The sequence below is a fragment of the Xanthomonas arboricola pv. guizotiae genome, assembly GCF_002940205.1.
Classification (GTDB): Bacteria; Pseudomonadota; Gammaproteobacteria; order Xanthomonadales; family Xanthomonadaceae; genus Xanthomonas; species Xanthomonas arboricola_C.
Map to the genome: position 1 here is coordinate 47,880 of NZ_MDSK01000015.1, position 15,597 is coordinate 63,476.

A 15,597-nucleotide genomic window follows, 5' to 3' on the forward strand; every position below is an offset into this window, starting at 1 on the left:
CCGCACGGCACCCCATGCTGAGCGCGCAACGCAGCTCACCCGTCCACAGCTCGGGCGCACGCGCGGTCGCCCGCTGCGACGCCCTGGGTGTTCCGCCCTACAGCGACACGCCCGGCGGGTTGTTCCGCGCCTGGCTCAGCCCGGCGCATCGCGCCGCCGTCGCACAGGTGGGGGAATGGATGCGCCAGGCCGGCATGCAGGTGCGACTGGATGCAGCGGCCAACCTGATCGGCCGCTACGAAGGCGCGCGTGCCGACGCACCGGCGCTGCTGATCGGCAGCCACCTGGACAGCGTGCGCGATGCCGGGCGCTATGACGGCCCGCTCGGCATCCTGCTCGGCATCGAATGCGTCGCCGCGCTGCATGCCCAGGGCCGGCGCCTGCCGTTCGCGATCGAGGTGATCGCCTTCGGCGACGAGGAAGGGTCGCGCTTTCCTGCCTCGATGTTCTGCAGCCGCGCAGTCGCCGGCACGCTCGACCCCGCCATGCTGGCGGTCACCGACGCGGCCGGCACCGACGTGGCCAGCGCGCTGGCCGACTGGGATCTGGACATCGCGCACATACAGCAGGCCGCACGCGCGCCCGGCAGCGTGCTGGCCTATCTGGAAACGCATATCGAACAAGGCCCGGTGCTGGAAGCCGAAGGCCTGCCGGTCGGCATCGTCACCGCGATCGCCGCGCAACGGCGCTTTGCGCTGCGCTTCGACGGCCGCGCCGGCCACGCCGGCACCACCACCATGGCCTTGCGTCGCGATGCATTGAGCGCCGCTGCCGAGGCCTTGCTGGCGATCGAAGGGATTGCACGCGCCGGCAGCGACGACCTGGTCGCCACGATCGGCAAGCTGCAGGTCGCACCCGGTGCCACCAACGTGGTGCCCGGCCGGGTGGACTGCACGCTGGACGTGCGTGCCGGCGACGATGCAAGGCGCGATGCGGCAGTGCTGGAGATCGAACGCGCCCTGGCCCGTATCAGCAAAACCCGCAACATCGCCATCGCCATCGACCCGTTGCAGACGCTGGCCGCCAGCCCCTGCGCGCCGGCATTGATGAGCCGCCTGGCACACGCAGTCGCCGCACAAGGCATCGTGCCACGCCGGCTGGTGTCCGGCGCCGGCCACGATGCGATGGTGATGGCCGCGCTCTGCCCCACTGCAATGCTGTTCGTGCGCTGCGCCGGCGGCATCAGCCATCATCCGGACGAACACGTGGCCCCGGCCGATGCCGAGCTCGCACTGGCGGTCATGCGCCACTTCATCGAACACCTGGGAGATCCCCTTGTCACCTGATCTGCGTCACCTGCACACCTTCGGCGAGCTCGATCCCCCGCAACGGCTGTTGATGGGCCCGGGTCCGGTCAATGCGCATCCGCGCGTGCTGCGTGCGATGGCCGCCGATCTGCTCGGCCAGTTCGATCCGGAAATGACCACCTACATGAACGAGGTGATGGCGCTGTACCGGCCGCTGTTCGGCACCGAGAATCGCTGGACGTTTCTGGTCGACGGCACCGCGCGCGCCGGCATCGAAGCGGCGCTGGTGTCGCTGGTCAGCCCGGGCGAGCGCGTGCTGGTGATCAACTTCGGCCGCTTCGGCCTGCTGCTCACCGAGATCCTGGGCCGGCTCGGTGCCGACGTGCACACCGTGGATGCGCCCTGGGGCGAAGTGCTGCCGCTTGCTGCCATTGCCGAGGCGATCGAGCGCGTGGCACCCAAATTGGTCGCTACCGTGCACGGCGACACCTCCACCACCATGGCCCAGCCGCTGGATGGCCTCGGCGCGCTGTGCCGCGCGGCCGGCGCGCTGAGTTACGTGGATGCCACTGCCACCATCGGCGGCATGCCCATCGCCAGCGACCGCTGGGACGTGGACGTGGTCACCGGCGGCCTGCAGAAATGCCTGGGCGGGCCGTCCGGCTCGGCGCCGATCACCGTCTCCGACACGGCGGCCGAGGCGATCTTCGCGCGCCGGCATGTCGAACGCGGCATCGTGCGCGCCGACATCGTCAACGGCAGCGGGCCGCGCATCGCCTCGAATTATTTCGATCTGGCGATGATCATGGATTACTGGTCGGACAAGCGCCTCAACCACCACACCGAAGCCACCACCATGCTGTACGGTGCCCGCGAATGCGCACGCGTGGCGCTGCAGGAAGGCCTGGACGCCCGCTTCGCCCGCCACGCTGCGGCCGGGCGTGCGGTCAGCGCCGGCATCCGCGCACTGGGGCTGGAGGTATTCGGCGACGATGCGCACCGCATGACCAATGTCACCGGCGTGGTGATTCCGCACGGCATCGACAGCGATGCGGTGCGCCGGCGCATGCGCGAGGATTTCGAGATCGAGATCGGCACCGCGTTCGGGCCGCTGCAGGGCAGGATCTGGCGCATCGGCGCGATGGGCTACAACGCGATGAAACACAAGGTGCTGATCACCCTGGCCGCGCTGGAAGCGGTGCTGCGCGCCGAAGGCTACGCCTGCACACCAGGGCTGGCGGTGGAAGCCGCTCTGGCCGCCTGGCACGCGGAGCCGCAGGCATGAACGCAGCGCGCGACCTGGTCGGCTATGGCGCCACCCCGCCTGCGGCGCAGTGGCCCGGTGGCGCACGCATCGCGGTGCAGTTCGTCATCAATTACGAAGAGGGCGCGGAAAACTGCGTGCTCAACGGCGATGCCGGCTCGGAAGCCTTCCTGTCGGAGATGGTCGGCACGCAAGCGCAGCCCGGCGCGCGTGCCATGGCGATGGAAAGCCTGTACGAATACGGCAGCCGTGCCGGCTTCTGGCGGCTGCATCGGTTGTTCACTGCGCGCAAGGTGCCGGTGACCGTATTCGGCGTGGCGCAGGCATTGGCCTCCAATCCCGAAGCGGTCGCCGCGATGCAGGCCGCAGATTGGGAGATTGCCAGCCACGGCCTGCGCTGGATCGATTATCAGCATGTGGATGCGGCCACCGAGCGTGCGCATATCGCCGAAGCCATCGCCGTGCACACCCGCGCCACCGGCAGCCGCCCGCTGGGCTGGTACCAGGGCCGCACCAGCCCCAACACCGCGCGGCTGGTCGCCGAGGAAGGCGGCTTCGTCTACGACGCCGACAGCTACGCCGACGATGTGCCGTACTACGACCATCGGCACGGCCGTGCGCAGTTGATCGTGCCGTACACGCTGGACGCCAACGACATGAAATTCGTCGCCTACAACGGCTTTGCCGATGGCGAGCCGTTCTTCCGCTATCTGCGCGATGGCTTCGAGCAACTGCGCAGCGAAGGCGGGCGCATGCTGTCGGTCGGCCTGCACGGGCGCATCGTCGGCAAGCCGGCGCGCGCGGCGGCCCTGGCACGTTTCGTCGATCACGTGCTCGCCAGCGGCGATGCCTGGATTGCGCGCCGCATCGATATCGCGCGGCATTGGCTGCAGGTGCATCCGGCATGAGCATCGGCACCGACGACATCGACCTGCCCGAGGTGATCGCGCAAGTGACCGCCGCCTTCCACGCCTACGAACAGGCCCTGATGGACGACGACATCGCCGCAATGGACGCGCTGTTCCACCCCGCACCCAGCACGGTACGCTATGGCGTGGGCGAGGTGCTGTACGGCATCGAGGCGATCCGCGCCTTCCGCATCGGCCGCGGCGGCTCGCCGCAACGCCGGCTTGTGCATGTGCAGGTGCATGGCTTCGGCCACGACTTCGCCACCACGCACGCAGAATTCATCCGCGACGGCAGCAGTGCGCGTGGCCGCCAGAGCCAGAGCTGGGTGCGTTTTGCCGACGGCTGGAAAGTGGTGGCCGCGCATGTCTCGCTGCAGGGGACGCATGCATGAGCGTAACCGACGACAGCGTGCTGGACGATGCCGCCTTCGTGGCGCGCTACCGCGAGCTGTTCGAGCATTCGCCGTGGGTGGTCGAACGCGCTGCGCGGCGGCGCCCGTTCGCCGATGTGTACCGCGGGCTGATGCAGGTGGTGTTCGACGCGTCGCAGGAGGACCAGGTTGCGTTGATCCGCGCGCATCCGGAGCTGGCCGGCAAGGCGGCGATCGACCGCACGCTCACCGCCGCATCGGCCGCCGAGCAGGCCTCGGCCGGATTGGACCGGCTCAGCGAAGCCGAATTCAAGCGCTTCCACGCGCTCAATCAGGCCTACCGCCACCGGTTCGGATTCCCGTTCGTGATCTGCGTGCGGCTGCACGACAAGGCCGGCATCCTGGCCGCGCTGGAACGCCGGCTGGATGCCTCGCGCAGCGAAGAACTGTCCACCGCCCTCGCCGAGATCGGCAAGATCGTGCAACTGCGCCTGGAGGCACTGCCATGAGCCTGGCCCAACTCGAACGCGAGCTCCATCACGACCTGCAACGCCTGGCCCATGGCGGCGATGCATGGACGCAGCCGCGCGTGCATCCGGCCGGGCATGTGTACGACGTGGTCATCGTCGGCGCCGGCCAGAGCGGCCTGGGCGCGGCGTTCGCACTGCAACGCGAGCGCGTGCACAACCTGCTGGTCATCGATGAGAACCCGGCCGGGCAGGAAGGTCCGTGGGTGACCTACGCGCGCATGCAGACCTTGCGCACGCCCAAGCAGATCACCTCGATCGACCTGGGCGTGCCATCGCTGACCTTCCGCGCCTGGTGGGAGGCCCAGCACGGGGGCGCCGGCTGGGACGCGCTGGACAAGATCCCGCGCGGCCGCTGGATGGACTACCTGCGCTGGTACCGCGCGGTGCTGCGCCTGCCGGTGCGCAATGCCACCCGGCTGGCGCGGGTGGAGCCGGACGTGGCGCCAGGCATCCATCGCCTGCATCTGGCGATGGGCGCGCCGCTGCTCACGCGCAAGCTGATCCTGGCCACCGGTATCCAGGGCGGCGGCCAGTGGGTGGTGCCGGACTGGATCAGCCGCGCCCTGCCCGCGCAGCGCTACGCGCACACCTCCGGCCAGATCGACTTCGCCGCGCTGGCCGGCAAGCGCGTGGGCATCCTGGGCGGGGGCGCCTCCGCGTTCGACAACGCCTGTTTCGCGCTGGATCAAGGCGTCGCCAGTGCCGAGGTGTTCGTGCGCCGCAGCGCATTGCCGCGCATCAATCCGTTCCGCCACATGGAACAGGCCGGCATCATCCCGCGTTTTCTCGCGCTGCCGGATGCGGACAAGTACCGGATGATGGCCAGCTTCTTCGCGCACAACCAGCCGCCGACCAACGACACCTTCCAGCGCGCCTGCGCGCATGCCGGCTTCGCGCTGCACCTGGGCGCACCATGGCTGGAGGTGGCCGAGCGCGATGGCGAGGTGGTGGTGCGCACGCCGCAGGGCGAGCACCGCTTCGATTTTCTGGCCGTTGCCACCGGCCTGGTCACCGATCCGCAACTGCGCCCGGAACTGGCCGCGCTGTCCGGGCGCATCGCCTGCTGGGGCGACCGCTACCAGCCGCCGCCGGGCCAGGCCAATCCGGTGCTGGATGCGCATCCCTACCTGGGGCCAGGCTTCGAACTGCTGCCGCGCACCCCCGACGATGCCGCACTGCTGCACGGCTTGTTCGCCTTCAACTATTCGGCGCTGATCAATCACGGCCCCTCGGCGGCGGCGCTGTCCGGGCTCAAGGTCGCGCTGCCGCGGCTGGCCCGCGCGGTGGCCGACCAGCTGTTCCTGGACGACCGCCAGGCCATCGTCGACAGCTACCTGGCCTACGACCAGCCCGAGTTCGTCGGCCAATGGCCGCAACCGACCCAGGCAGTGGCATGAGCACGCTGTCCACCCATGTGCTGGATACGGCCACCGGCCGCCCCGCCGCCGGCATCGCCTTGCGCCTGTTCGCCGGCGCCACGCTGCACTTCGACGGGGTCACCAACCAGGACGGACGCTGCCCCGAACTGGCCGCACTCACGCTGCAACCCGGCCGCTACCGGCTGGAATTCGAGGTAGCCGGCTATTGGCGGGCCGCCGGCACCGCACTGCCCGACCCGCCCTTCCTGGAACAGGTGCCGATCGCGTTCGGCATCGCCGACGACGGCCATTACCACGTGCCGCTGCTGCTCTCGCCCTACGGATATTCCACCTATCGCGGCAGCTGAGCGGCCGCCGGTTCGGCGACGGACCGGCCGGGCACACGCCGCGTTCCGCATCGGCCCCGTAGAATGGCGCCTTTCCGGCGACAGGCCGGGGCCCCGGAATTGTCATGATCCACAACGATGTACTGCGCAGCATCCGCTACATGCTCGACCTCAGCGACGACAAGGTGGTGGAGATCACCCACCTGGCCGACCCCGAATTCGCGCTCGACAAGCCGCAGGTACAGGCCTGGCTGAAGAAGGAAGACGAGCCCGGTTTCGAGCCCTGCACCGACGCGATGCTGGCGCGCTTCCTCGATGGCCTGGTGCTGCGTTTCCGCGGCCGCGACGGGAGCCAGCCGGTGCGCCCGCTGGAAGCCCGCGTCGGCAACAACCTGGTGCTGAAGAAACTGCGCGTGGCCTTCGAGCTGAAAGACGTGGACATGCACGCCATCTTCGCCAGCGCCGGTTTCCCGCTGTCCAAGCCGGAACTGTCCGCGCTGTTCCGCCAGCCCGGCCACAAGAATTTTCGCCCCTGCGGCGACCAGCTGCTGCGCGCCTTCCTCAAGGGCCTGACCGCGCGGATGCGCGAAGCGGGTTGACGCTGTCGGCGCCGGTGTCGTCGATATGCTGTCGACCGGCGCCATCGCAGCACCTGCTCAGGCAATGACGTAGCGCACCCAGACACACGCATCATGCGTGTGCATGCAGCGGCGGACCGGCGTTGCTCGACCCTGGCGTGAGAGGTCTCCCACGCAAGAGGCGTTCTCCGCATCGCCGACAGGAACTGGCAAGTTCCCGACACGCTTCAGACCATCGCACCGGCGCGAGCAGGCCCGTATCCTTCCCGCGATGACCGAGCCTGTCTTCCCCATCGCCCCCCTGTTACCGCAGATCCGCGACAGCCTGGCCGCCCATCCGCGGCTGGTGCTGGAAGCCCCGCCCGGCGCTGGCAAGACCACCCAGGTACCGCTGGCCTTGCTGGACGCACCCTGGCTGGCCGGTCGCAAGATCGTGATGCTCGAACCGCGGCGCGTGGCCGCCCGCAGCGCCGCCGTGTTCATGGCGCGCCAGCTGGGCGAGCCGGTCGGCGAGACGGTGGGCTACCGCATCCGCTTCGAGAACAAGACCTCCGCGCGCACCCGCATCGAGGTCGTCACCGAGGGCATCCTGACCCGGCTGATCCAGGACGACCCGATGCTCGAGCACATCGGCGCGCTGCTGTTCGACGAATTCCACGAACGTCATCTGGCCGGCGACCTCGGCCTGGCGCTGGCGCTGGATGTGCAATCGCAGGTCCGCGAGGACCTGCGCATCGTGGCGATGTCGGCCACGCTGGATGGCGAGCGCCTGGCCGGCTTTCTCGATGCGCCACGGCTAAGCAGCGCCGGGCGCAGTTTCCCGGTGGAGATTGCGCACTTTCCCGCGCGCCGCGACGAGGCGCTGGAGCCGCAGACCCGGCGCGCGGTGGAACACGCCTTGTCCACCCATCCAGGCGATGTGCTGGTGTTCCTGCCCGGCCAGCGCGAGATCGCACGCGTGCATAGCGCGCTGCAGGACGTGCTGGACCCAGCGGTACAGGTGCTGCCGCTGCACGGCGAGCTGGCGGTCGAGGCGCAAAGCCAGGTGCTGCAACCCGACCCGTCAGGGCGCCGCCGCGTGGTGCTGGCGACCAACGTCGCCGAGTCCTCGGTGACCCTGCCCGGCGTGCGCGTGGTGATCGACAGCGGGCTGGCGCGCGAGCCGCATTACGATCCCAACAGCGGTTTCTCGCGCCTGGACATCACCACCATCGCGCAGGCCTCGGCCGACCAGCGCGCCGGCCGCGCCGGGCGTGTGGCCAGCGGCTGGGCCTACCGGCTGTGGCCGCAATCGCAACGGCTGGAACCGCAGCGGCGCGCGGAGATCACCCAGGTGGAGCTGGCCGGCCTGGCGCTGGAACTGGCCGCCTGGGGCAGCGCCGCGCTGCGCTTCGTCGATACCCCGCCGGCCGGTGCGCTGGCCGCCGCGCACGAATTGCTGCAGCGGCTGGGCGCGCTCACCGGCAGCGGCGGCATCACCGCGCTGGGCCGGCGCATGCTCGCGCTGGGCACCCATCCGCGCCTGGCCGCGATGCTGGCGCAGGCCGGCGATGCGACACGCGTGGCGCTGGCCTGCGACCTGGCCGCCTTGCTGGAAGCGCGCGACCCGCTGCGTCAGGGCGGCGATGGACTGGCTGCGCGCTGGCGCGCACTGGCCGCATTCCGGCAGGGCCGCAGCGCGCATGATGCCAACCGCGGCGGCCTGGCCGCGATCGACAGCGCCGCCAGACAATGGCGCCGCCGGCTGCGCTGCGACAGTGCCCCGCCGGCCAGCGTGGAGGCGCACGCACTCGGCGACCTGCTCTCGCACGCCTTCCCCGACCGCATTGCCGCACGCCATCCCCACGACCCGTTGCGCTACCTGCTGGCCAACGGCCGCAGCGCCCGCCTATTCGACCACAGCGACCTGCGCGGCGAACCCTGGCTGGTTGCCAGCGAGTTGCGTTACGAAGCCAAGGACGCGCTGCTGTTACGTGCCGCGCCGGTGGACGAAGGCTATCTGCGCCGCAGCGTGCCCGAGCGCTTCGTGCAGCAGGATCTGGTGCAGTGGGACGCGGACAAGCGCGCCCTGGTCGCGCGTCGGCAATCCAGCTTCGACCGCATCGTGCTCGACAGCCGCCCGGCCGGCCGCGTCGATCCGGCGCAAGCCGCCGGTGCGCTGACCGAGGCGGTGCGGCAGCTCGGCCTGGATGCCTTGCCGTGGACCGACGGCCTTCGCCAATGGCGGGCCCGCCTGCAGTCGTTGCGTGCCTGGATGCCCGAGCTTGCACTGCCCGATCTGTCCGACGCCGCGTTGCTGGAGACACTGGACACTTGGCTGCGCCCGGCCTTCGCTGGCAAGACCCGCCTGGATGCGCTGGACGAGGCCAATCTGGGCGAGGCGCTCAAGGCCGCCCTGCCGTGGGACCGCCGCCAGCTGATCGACCGCCATGCGCCCACCCGCATCAGCGTGCCCTCGGGCATGGAGCGGCAGATCGTTTACGCCCTCGACCACGCCGGGCAACCGTTGCCGCCGGTGCTGGCGGTCAAGCTGCAGGAACTGTTCGGCCTGGCCGAAACCCCGCGCATCGCCGACGGCCGCATCCCGCTGACCCTGCATCTGCTCTCGCCCGGCGGACGCCCGTTGCAGGTGACGCAGGATCTGAGGAGTTTCTGGGTCACCACGTATCCGGATGTCAGGAAGGAGATGAAGGGGCGGTATCCCAGACATCCGTGGCCGGACGATCCATGGACCGCGACTGCAACGCATCGGGCAAAACCGCGCGGCACCTGATATGAGCCTCTCTCCCCTCGGGAGAGGGGTTGGGGTGAGGGTACGGTGCCAAGCCCTCGCGCTGCTCAAGCGCAGGTGGCTTCGGCCGTACCCTCATCCGCCCCTGCGGGGCACCTTCTCCCGGCGGGAGAAGGGAAATCAACGTCGACACCGGCCAGGGCAGGCTTCTGCCGCATCAGGTAGATACCGGATCCAGGTAAGCACCGATCACAACGTCACCCCGCACTACTTAACCGCAACCCAAACACGCCCTAGCACCGCTAACACCGTCTATACGCAGCAGCCCACACACTGCGGCCCACGTACTCAGAAAGGAAACGCCTCCCATGAGCAAGCTGACTGTGATCACCGAACGCGCCCTGGAGCGTGCCCTGGAACTGGCTGGCAATGCGGGCGACCATCTGCGTCACGCCGCCTCCAACGCTAGCGATCAGGCCCGTCATGCAGGCAGCAGCCTGCGTCATTTCGGTCCAGGCGCCAGCGAATGGCTGAAGACCGGTGCTGCCCTGGGTGCCGTGCGCACCGGCGGCAAGGTGGTCGGCAAAGTGGTCAAGCGCAACCCGGCGGTCACCGTGGCCGCTGCTGTCGCCGGCCTGGGCCTGATCGGTTATGCCGTGTATCGCAAGCGTCAGCGCGATCAGCAGGTGCTCGGCAGCAACGTGCACCGTCTGGACCGCGAAAATGCCGGCAACGCCAGCGCTCGTCGCGCCGCCTACCAGCGTCGCGGTGCAGTGACTCCGAGCGACGGCATCGAGTAAGCCGTCGTTCCAGGCACAAAACATGACGCCACGGCCCTGCGCCGTGGCGTTTTTGTTTGTGGACCACGATTGATGCCACCGTTAAATCGCCAAGTCATCGATACCCACTCGCGTGGTCGAAGAATGCGGCACTACATGTGCAGGTCCGCGGCGATTAACGATCGCGTGTGATCGCGTTGCTTGCCCATAGCCGCGCGCTTGTCATTACCGCGCTTGGCCTGACCCGCGCCGTATTGCCGCATCGCAGGGTGGATCGGCCACGCAGGCATGCAACCGTTGCATCTGTGCTCGCGTTACCAATCCTGCTGCTCATGCCGCATGAGCGGCTCTGTAAGCAGCGCCGTCCAAAATGCATCGAGCTCAGCGCCGCGTGCGGTGCAGCGACCGCTGTACCGGATGCATCAGGCTCCGCGTCGCGTCCTACTTGGACGCGCGCCGCGCGTTTGTTCGATGCGCCACTGGCCCGGCGCGAGCGCATCCAGGGTCCAGTCGCCGATCGCCACGCGGATCAGACGCAAGGTCGGAAGGCCCACCGAGGCGGTCATGCGCCGCACCTGACGATTACGGCCTTCGGTGATCTGCAGCTCCAGCCAGGCATCGGGCACCGTCTTGCGCACGCGCACCGGCGGATCGCGCGGCCACAGCTGCGGTGCCGGATCGAGCCTGCGCACTTCGGCCGGGCGGGTCGGGCCGTCGTTGAGCAGCACGCCATCGCGCAAGGCCTGCAGTTGCGCAGGCTCCGGGTCGCCTTCCACCTGCACCCAGTAAGTCTTGGGTTGCTTGTGGCGCGGGTCGGTCAAGCGATGCGCCAGTGCACCATCGTCGGTCAGCAGCAACAGGCCTTCGCTGTCGTGATCCAGGCGACCGGCCGCATAGACGTCGGCCGACAGGCCGAATTCGGCCAGCGTGCGTTTGGGCGGCTGCGAGCGGTCGCTGAATTGCGACAGCACGCCATAGGGTTTGTTCAACAACACCAACATGCCAATCCTGTTGCGCAAGGTCGTTGCCGGCCACGCGCGTGGCGCGTGGGTCATGCACCGGGTTGAAGAGGTCGCGCCACCGGCGGCAGGCGATGTGCTGCTGCATGCAACCGCGTTGCACGCTGACGCAGCCGGCATCGCTACCCGGGGCGGTTGTGCATCAGTGGCCTGACGCATGCAAACCAGCGCAGCGTTGGTCCAACTGGCCGTCGTTGCGCCGTCCGCGCCGTCCTTACGGTCGTGCAGCCGATTGCGCAGTCATCGCATGCCGCGCGTCAGGCCAGCATCGACGCACCGTAGCGGGCAGCGCCCAAGACCTGCATGCCGACGCGCGGTGCGTCGGCATGCTGGCCGCGTCTCACTGCTTGACGAACTTCAAGGTCATGCGGTCGCTCTCGCCGATCGCCTTGTACTTGGCATCGTCGGCCTTGTCGTGGTTGTTGCTCGGCGGCAGGGTCCACACGCCACCGGCATAGTCCTTGGTGTCGCGCGGATTGGCGTTGACCTCGCTCTTGCCGGCGAGCTTGAATCCGGCCGCTTCGGCCATCGCGATCAACTGCGCCTGGCCGACATAGCCGCTCTTGTCGTCGGCCGGCACGTCGGCCTTGGCACGGTGCTCGACCACGCCGAGCACGCCGCCGGGCTTGAGCACCTTGTAGAAGCCGGCAAACATCGCCTCGGCATTGCCGGCCATGCGCCAGTTGTGCACGTTGCGGAAGGTCAGCACCAGATCGGCAGAGTTGTCCACGCCGAACGACGGCGTCTTGGGCACATAGGAAACGAACGACGGTTTGCCGTACACCTCCGGCTTTGCGGCGAACTTCTTCTCCAGCTCGTCGCGCCCACGTTGTGCCGAATCGCGGCCGCGCCCCTCCGGCACCGCCGCCGGGTCGACCACCGCGGCCACGTACTTGCCCTTGTCGCGCAGGTACGGCGCCAGGATTTCCGAGTACCAGCCGCCGCCCGGGGTGATTTCGATGACGGTCTGGGTCGGCTTGATGCCGAAGAACGCCAGCGTCTGGCCGGGATGACGATAGACGTCGCGCTGCACGTAGACGCGATCGCGCCAGTTGCCGTCGATGGCTTTTTGCAGCGCCGCATCGGGCGCCGGCAAGCTGGCGCTATCGGCCGGTTTGATTGCCATTGCCAGTGGCGCGCTCATCGCCACTGCCATCCCCACCACACATGCACACACCAGCTTGTTGCGGATCATCGCAGCGCCCTTTGCGGGAAAAAGTAGCGCGAGCCTAGCATGCGGCCCGAAGCCTGCCATGTGCACGGATCCGTGCGCCGCATGACGCGCCGCACCAGGCGCGGCGGGCGACATGTTCAGACGACGTGAGTCGATGAGGGCGATCTGCGGAACGCTGAATCCACGCAGGTGTCACACGCAACATCGGCACGCATGACTATCCTGTCGGCAGTTCGAATCAGGAGCAACCGTGATGACCCACTCCCGCGCGCTAGGCCGCTCCGGCCTGCAGGTTCAACCGATCGTGTTCGGTGGCAATGTGTTTGGTTGGAGCGCCGACGAGGCGACCTCGTTCGCGTTGCTAGATGCCTTCGTCGATGCCGGCTTCAACCTGATCGACACCGCCGATGCGTACTCCGGCTGGGTGCCGGGCAATCGCGGTGGCGAGTCGGAAACCATCATCGGGCGCTGGCTCGCACGCAGCGGCAAGCGCGACAAGGTGCTGATCGCCACCAAGGTGGCCAAATGGAGCGAGCATCCGGGCCTGTCGCCGGAGAACATCGCCGCCGCGGTGGAGGATTCGCTCACCCGCCTGCAGACCGATGTGATCGATCTGTACCAGGCGCACGAAGACGACGAATCGATTCCGCTGGAAGCCACGCTGGCCGCGTTCGGCCGCTTGATCGAACAGGGCAAGGTGCGCGCGATCGGCGCGTCCAACTACAGCGCCGCACGCCTGCGCGATGCCCTGGATATCTCCGAGCAGTACACGCTGCCGCGTTACGAAAGCCTGCAACCGGAATACAACCTCTACGACCGCGCCGGCTATGAGGCCGAGCTGGAGCCGCTGGTGCGCGAACGCGAACTCGGCGTGATCAGCTATTACTCGCTGGCCAGCGGTTTTCTGACCGGCAAATACCGCAGCGCCGACGACGCCGGCAAGAGCAGCGCGCGCGGTGCCTCGGTGGTCAAGCAATACGTCAATCCGCGCGGCCTGCGCATCCTGCAGGCGCTAGACGATCTGGCGGCCACCCACCGCGCCACGCCGGCACAGATCGCACTGGCCCGGTTGATCGCCCGCCCGGGCCTGACCGCACCGATCGTCAGCGCCACCAGCGTGACCCAGTTGCACGATGTGCTGGCCGCCGCGCAGCTGTCGCTGAGCGCCGATCAGATTGCACAGCTCGATGCCGCAAGCGCCCCCGAGCCGGCCGACGCCGCCTGACGCATCGGCTTGCGCCGCATACGTAGTCGACCACGCGTGTCTTTCCGCGCGCAGCCGCCATTGCGGCTGCGCTCCCCCGGTCGCGTACGCGCGGCCCTTTCCGCAAGGAATCCCCCATGACATCAATCACCAATCGCCGCATCGTGCTGGCCTCACGCCCGCTCGGCGAGCCGAGCGCCGACAACTTCCGCAGTGAAGACGTCGCCTTGCCGCCCACCGGGCACGACCAGATCCTGGTGCGCAACCGCTTCCTGTCGCTGGACCCGTACATGCGCGGACGCATGGACGCAGGCCCGTCCTACGCCGCACCGGTGGAGATCGACGCGGTGATGGAAGGCGGCACCGTCGGCGAAGTGCTCGAGTCGCACCATGCCGGCTATCAGCCAGGCGACCTGCTGGTACTGCCCGGCGGTTGGCAGAGCCATAGCCTGCTCACGCCCACCGCGCCGTTGCGCAAGCTGCCCAAGGACGATGCCCTGCCGCTCAGCACCGCGCTCGGCGTGTACGGCATGCCCGGCTTCACCGCCTACGCCGGCCTGCACGAAATCGGCAGGCCGCAGGCCGGCGAAACCCTGGTGGTGGCGGCAGCCAGCGGGCCGGTCGGCGCCACCGTGGCCCAGCTGGCGCGTCTGCAGGGATTGCGCGTGGTGGCCATCGCCGGGGGCGAGGAAAAGGTGCGCTACCTGCGCGAGGTGCTGCGCGTGGATGTGGCGCTGGACCATCGCGCCGACGACTTTGCCGAGCAGCTGCGCGTGGCCACCCCGGACGGGATCGACGTCTATTTCGAGAACGTCGGTGGCAAGGTGTTCGACGCGGTATTGCCGCAATTGAACGACTTTGCACGCATCCCGGTGTGCGGCGTGATCGCCACCTACAACAGCCGCGGCCAGGCCTTGCCCGGGCCGGATCGCCTGCCGGAGTTCATGGGCCAGGTGCTGCGCAAGCGGCTGACCGTGCGCGGCTTCATCCAGCACGATTTCATCCGCCTGATGCCCGCCTTCCTGCGCGAGATGGGCCAGTGGCTGCGCGACGGCCAGATCCAGTACCGCGAACACGTCCTGCACGGCCTGGACAGCGCCCCGCAGGGCCTGATCAGCCTGCTGCGCGGCGAGAACTTCGGCAAGGCCGTGGTCGCACTGGACCAGTAGCTCACAGCGCCCCGCACGACATCAGCTGTTGCGACTCACGACTCCCCATTCCCGATTCCCCATTCCGATGACCAAAGGAACACAATGACAGTCCCCGCATTCGGCCTCGACACCTTCCGTCTCAAGGGCCAGGTCGTCATCGACTCGGTACGCAATGCACTGGAGTTGGGCTACCGCGCCGTCGATACCGCGCAGATCTATGACAACGAAGAACAGGTCGGCCAGGCCATTGCCGCATCCGGTCTGCCGCGCGATCAGCTGTATCTGACCACCAAGATCTGGGTCGACAAGTTCGACCGCAACGCCTTGTTGCCCAGCCTGCAGGAAAGCCTGCGCAAACTGGGCACCGACGACGTCGACCTGACCCTGATCCACTGGCCTTCGCCCAAGGATCAGGTGCCGATGCGCGACTATCTGGAAGCCTTGAACGAGGCCCGGCAGCAGGGCCTGACCCGCGCGATCGGCGTCTCCAACTTCACCATCGCATTGATCAAGCAGGCCATCGAGATCCTGGGCGCCGAGGCCATCGCCACCAATCAGATCGAAGTGCATCCCTACCTGCAGAACCGCAGCCTGATCGCGTTCCTGCGCGAGCAAGGCATCCATGTCACCTCGTACATGACGCTGGCGGTGGGCGAGGTGCTGAAGGACCCGGTGATCCAGGCGATCGCCGCACGCCACGACGCCACCCCGGCGCAGGTCACCCTGGCCTGGGCACTGCAGCAGGGCTATTCGGTGATTCCGTCCTCGACCAAGCGTGACAATCTGGAGAGCAATCTCAAGGCGCAGACGCTGCGCTTGAGCGAGCAGGACATGGCCGAGATCGCCGCACTGGACCGCGGGCAGCGGCTGGCCAACCCGAAGGCCATCGCACCCGACTGGGATTGAGGTCCCGGCTGCCACGGGTCGGCGCTGTCC

The 15,597-nt window shown here is 68.4% G+C and carries 15 protein-coding genes; 13 read left to right on the forward strand and 2 right to left on the reverse strand.

Annotation, left to right across the window (positions count from 1 at the left end):
- Positions 1–14 precede the first annotated feature (14 nt).
- The 10 genes from XarbCFBP7408_RS11070 to XarbCFBP7408_RS11115 all read left to right on the forward strand — a co-directional run bounded on the left by XarbCFBP7408_RS11070 (position 15) and on the right by XarbCFBP7408_RS11115 (position 10,134).
- Positions 15–1,286 carry an allantoate amidohydrolase gene (locus XarbCFBP7408_RS11070; RefSeq protein ID WP_104562993.1) on the forward strand — a complete coding sequence of 424 codons (1,272 nt, stop codon included), beginning with the start codon at positions 15–17 and terminating at the stop codon, positions 1,284–1,286.
- The gene (locus XarbCFBP7408_RS11075) at positions 1,276–2,532 is read left to right on the forward strand and encodes a pyridoxal-phosphate-dependent aminotransferase family protein (RefSeq protein ID WP_104562994.1); all 1,257 of its coding nucleotides are present in this window, start codon (positions 1,276–1,278) and stop codon (positions 2,530–2,532) included. Before XarbCFBP7408_RS11070 ends, XarbCFBP7408_RS11075 begins: the two co-directional genes overlap by 11 nt.
- A complete protein-coding gene (gene puuE, locus XarbCFBP7408_RS11080; RefSeq protein WP_104562995.1) occupies positions 2,529–3,419 on the forward strand; it encodes an allantoinase PuuE in 891 nt (296 codons plus the stop codon). Before XarbCFBP7408_RS11075 ends, puuE begins: the two co-directional genes overlap by 4 nt.
- On the forward strand, positions 3,416–3,811 hold the full coding sequence (hpxZ, locus tag XarbCFBP7408_RS11085) for an oxalurate catabolism protein HpxZ (protein ID WP_104562996.1): 396 nt from the start codon (positions 3,416–3,418) through the stop codon (positions 3,809–3,811). The genes puuE and hpxZ overlap by 4 nt, the downstream gene beginning before the upstream one ends.
- Positions 3,808–4,299, forward strand: coding sequence for a 2-oxo-4-hydroxy-4-carboxy-5-ureidoimidazoline decarboxylase (gene uraD, locus XarbCFBP7408_RS11090; RefSeq protein WP_104562997.1), 492 nt, complete (start codon positions 3,808–3,810; stop codon positions 4,297–4,299). Before hpxZ ends, uraD begins: the two co-directional genes overlap by 4 nt.
- The gene (gene hpyO / locus XarbCFBP7408_RS11095) at positions 4,296–5,717 is read left to right on the forward strand and encodes an FAD-dependent urate hydroxylase HpyO (RefSeq protein WP_104562998.1); all 1,422 of its coding nucleotides are present in this window, start codon (positions 4,296–4,298) and stop codon (positions 5,715–5,717) included. Before uraD ends, hpyO begins: the two co-directional genes overlap by 4 nt.
- On the forward strand, positions 5,687–6,046 hold the full coding sequence (uraH, locus tag XarbCFBP7408_RS11100) for a hydroxyisourate hydrolase (protein WP_104562999.1): 360 nt from the start codon (positions 5,687–5,689) through the stop codon (positions 6,044–6,046). Before hpyO ends, uraH begins: the two co-directional genes overlap by 31 nt.
- Before the next feature lie 104 nt (positions 6,047–6,150).
- The gene (locus tag XarbCFBP7408_RS11105; RefSeq protein WP_104563000.1) at positions 6,151–6,624 is read left to right on the forward strand and encodes a DUF1456 family protein; all 474 of its coding nucleotides are present in this window, start codon (positions 6,151–6,153) and stop codon (positions 6,622–6,624) included.
- Between the two features lie 250 nt (positions 6,625–6,874).
- Complete coding sequence (hrpB, locus tag XarbCFBP7408_RS11110) at positions 6,875–9,376, forward strand: ATP-dependent helicase HrpB (RefSeq protein ID WP_104563001.1); 2,502 nt, start codon at positions 6,875–6,877, stop codon at positions 9,374–9,376.
- A 326-nt stretch (positions 9,377–9,702) separates the two neighbouring features.
- Positions 9,703–10,134, forward strand: coding sequence for a hypothetical protein (locus XarbCFBP7408_RS11115; RefSeq protein WP_104563002.1), 432 nt, complete (start codon positions 9,703–9,705; stop codon positions 10,132–10,134).
- Between the two features lie 401 nt (positions 10,135–10,535).
- Here the strand turns inward: XarbCFBP7408_RS11115 and XarbCFBP7408_RS11120 are convergent, their stop codons facing one another.
- Positions 10,536–11,114: a pseudouridine synthase gene (locus tag XarbCFBP7408_RS11120; RefSeq protein WP_104563044.1), complete on the reverse strand. Its 579-nt coding sequence runs from the start codon at positions 11,112–11,114 to the stop codon at positions 10,536–10,538.
- A 358-nt stretch (positions 11,115–11,472) separates the two neighbouring features.
- Entirely contained in the window at positions 11,473–12,327 is an 855-nt protein-coding gene (locus tag XarbCFBP7408_RS11125) for a class I SAM-dependent methyltransferase (RefSeq protein WP_024938993.1), read from the reverse strand.
- A gap of 232 nt (positions 12,328–12,559) precedes the next feature.
- Between XarbCFBP7408_RS11125 and XarbCFBP7408_RS11130 the strand changes: the two genes are divergently transcribed.
- The 3 genes from XarbCFBP7408_RS11130 to dkgB all read left to right on the forward strand — a co-directional run bounded on the left by XarbCFBP7408_RS11130 (position 12,560) and on the right by dkgB (position 15,567).
- Entirely contained in the window at positions 12,560–13,531 is a 972-nt protein-coding gene (locus XarbCFBP7408_RS11130; RefSeq protein ID WP_104563003.1) for an aldo/keto reductase, read from the forward strand.
- 116 nt (positions 13,532–13,647) lie between these two features.
- Positions 13,648–14,679 (forward strand): NADP-dependent oxidoreductase, encoded by a 1,032-nt coding sequence (locus XarbCFBP7408_RS11135; protein ID WP_104563004.1) that lies wholly within the window; start codon positions 13,648–13,650, stop codon positions 14,677–14,679.
- 84 nt (positions 14,680–14,763) lie between these two features.
- The gene (gene dkgB / locus XarbCFBP7408_RS11140) at positions 14,764–15,567 is read left to right on the forward strand and encodes a 2,5-didehydrogluconate reductase DkgB (protein ID WP_104563005.1); all 804 of its coding nucleotides are present in this window, start codon (positions 14,764–14,766) and stop codon (positions 15,565–15,567) included.
- Positions 15,568–15,597 lie beyond the last annotated feature (30 nt).

Coding starts and splice junctions, on each gene's coding strand:
- XarbCFBP7408_RS11070 (WP_104562993.1), top strand. CDS start 15: ATGCTGAGCGCGCAACGCAGCTCACCCGTCCACAGCTCGGGCGCACGC.
- puuE (WP_104562995.1), top strand. CDS start 2,529: ATGAACGCAGCGCGCGACCTGGTCGGCTATGGCGCCACCCCGCCTGCG.
- hpxZ (WP_104562996.1), top strand. CDS start 3,416: ATGAGCATCGGCACCGACGACATCGACCTGCCCGAGGTGATCGCGCAA.
- uraD (WP_104562997.1), top strand. CDS start 3,808: ATGAGCGTAACCGACGACAGCGTGCTGGACGATGCCGCCTTCGTGGCG.
- hpyO (WP_104562998.1), top strand. CDS start 4,296: ATGAGCCTGGCCCAACTCGAACGCGAGCTCCATCACGACCTGCAACGC.
- uraH (WP_104562999.1), top strand. CDS start 5,687: ATGGCCGCAACCGACCCAGGCAGTGGCATGAGCACGCTGTCCACCCAT.
- XarbCFBP7408_RS11105 (WP_104563000.1), top strand. CDS start 6,151: ATGATCCACAACGATGTACTGCGCAGCATCCGCTACATGCTCGACCTC.
- hrpB (WP_104563001.1), top strand. CDS start 6,875: ATGACCGAGCCTGTCTTCCCCATCGCCCCCCTGTTACCGCAGATCCGC.
- XarbCFBP7408_RS11115 (WP_104563002.1), top strand. CDS start 9,703: ATGAGCAAGCTGACTGTGATCACCGAACGCGCCCTGGAGCGTGCCCTG.
- XarbCFBP7408_RS11120 (WP_104563044.1), bottom strand. CDS start 11,114: ATGTTGGTGTTGTTGAACAAACCCTATGGCGTGCTGTCGCAATTCAGC.
- XarbCFBP7408_RS11125 (WP_024938993.1), bottom strand. CDS start 12,327: ATGATCCGCAACAAGCTGGTGTGTGCATGTGTGGTGGGGATGGCAGTG.
- XarbCFBP7408_RS11130 (WP_104563003.1), top strand. CDS start 12,560: ATGACCCACTCCCGCGCGCTAGGCCGCTCCGGCCTGCAGGTTCAACCG.
- XarbCFBP7408_RS11135 (WP_104563004.1), top strand. CDS start 13,648: ATGACATCAATCACCAATCGCCGCATCGTGCTGGCCTCACGCCCGCTC.
- dkgB (WP_104563005.1), top strand. CDS start 14,764: ATGACAGTCCCCGCATTCGGCCTCGACACCTTCCGTCTCAAGGGCCAG.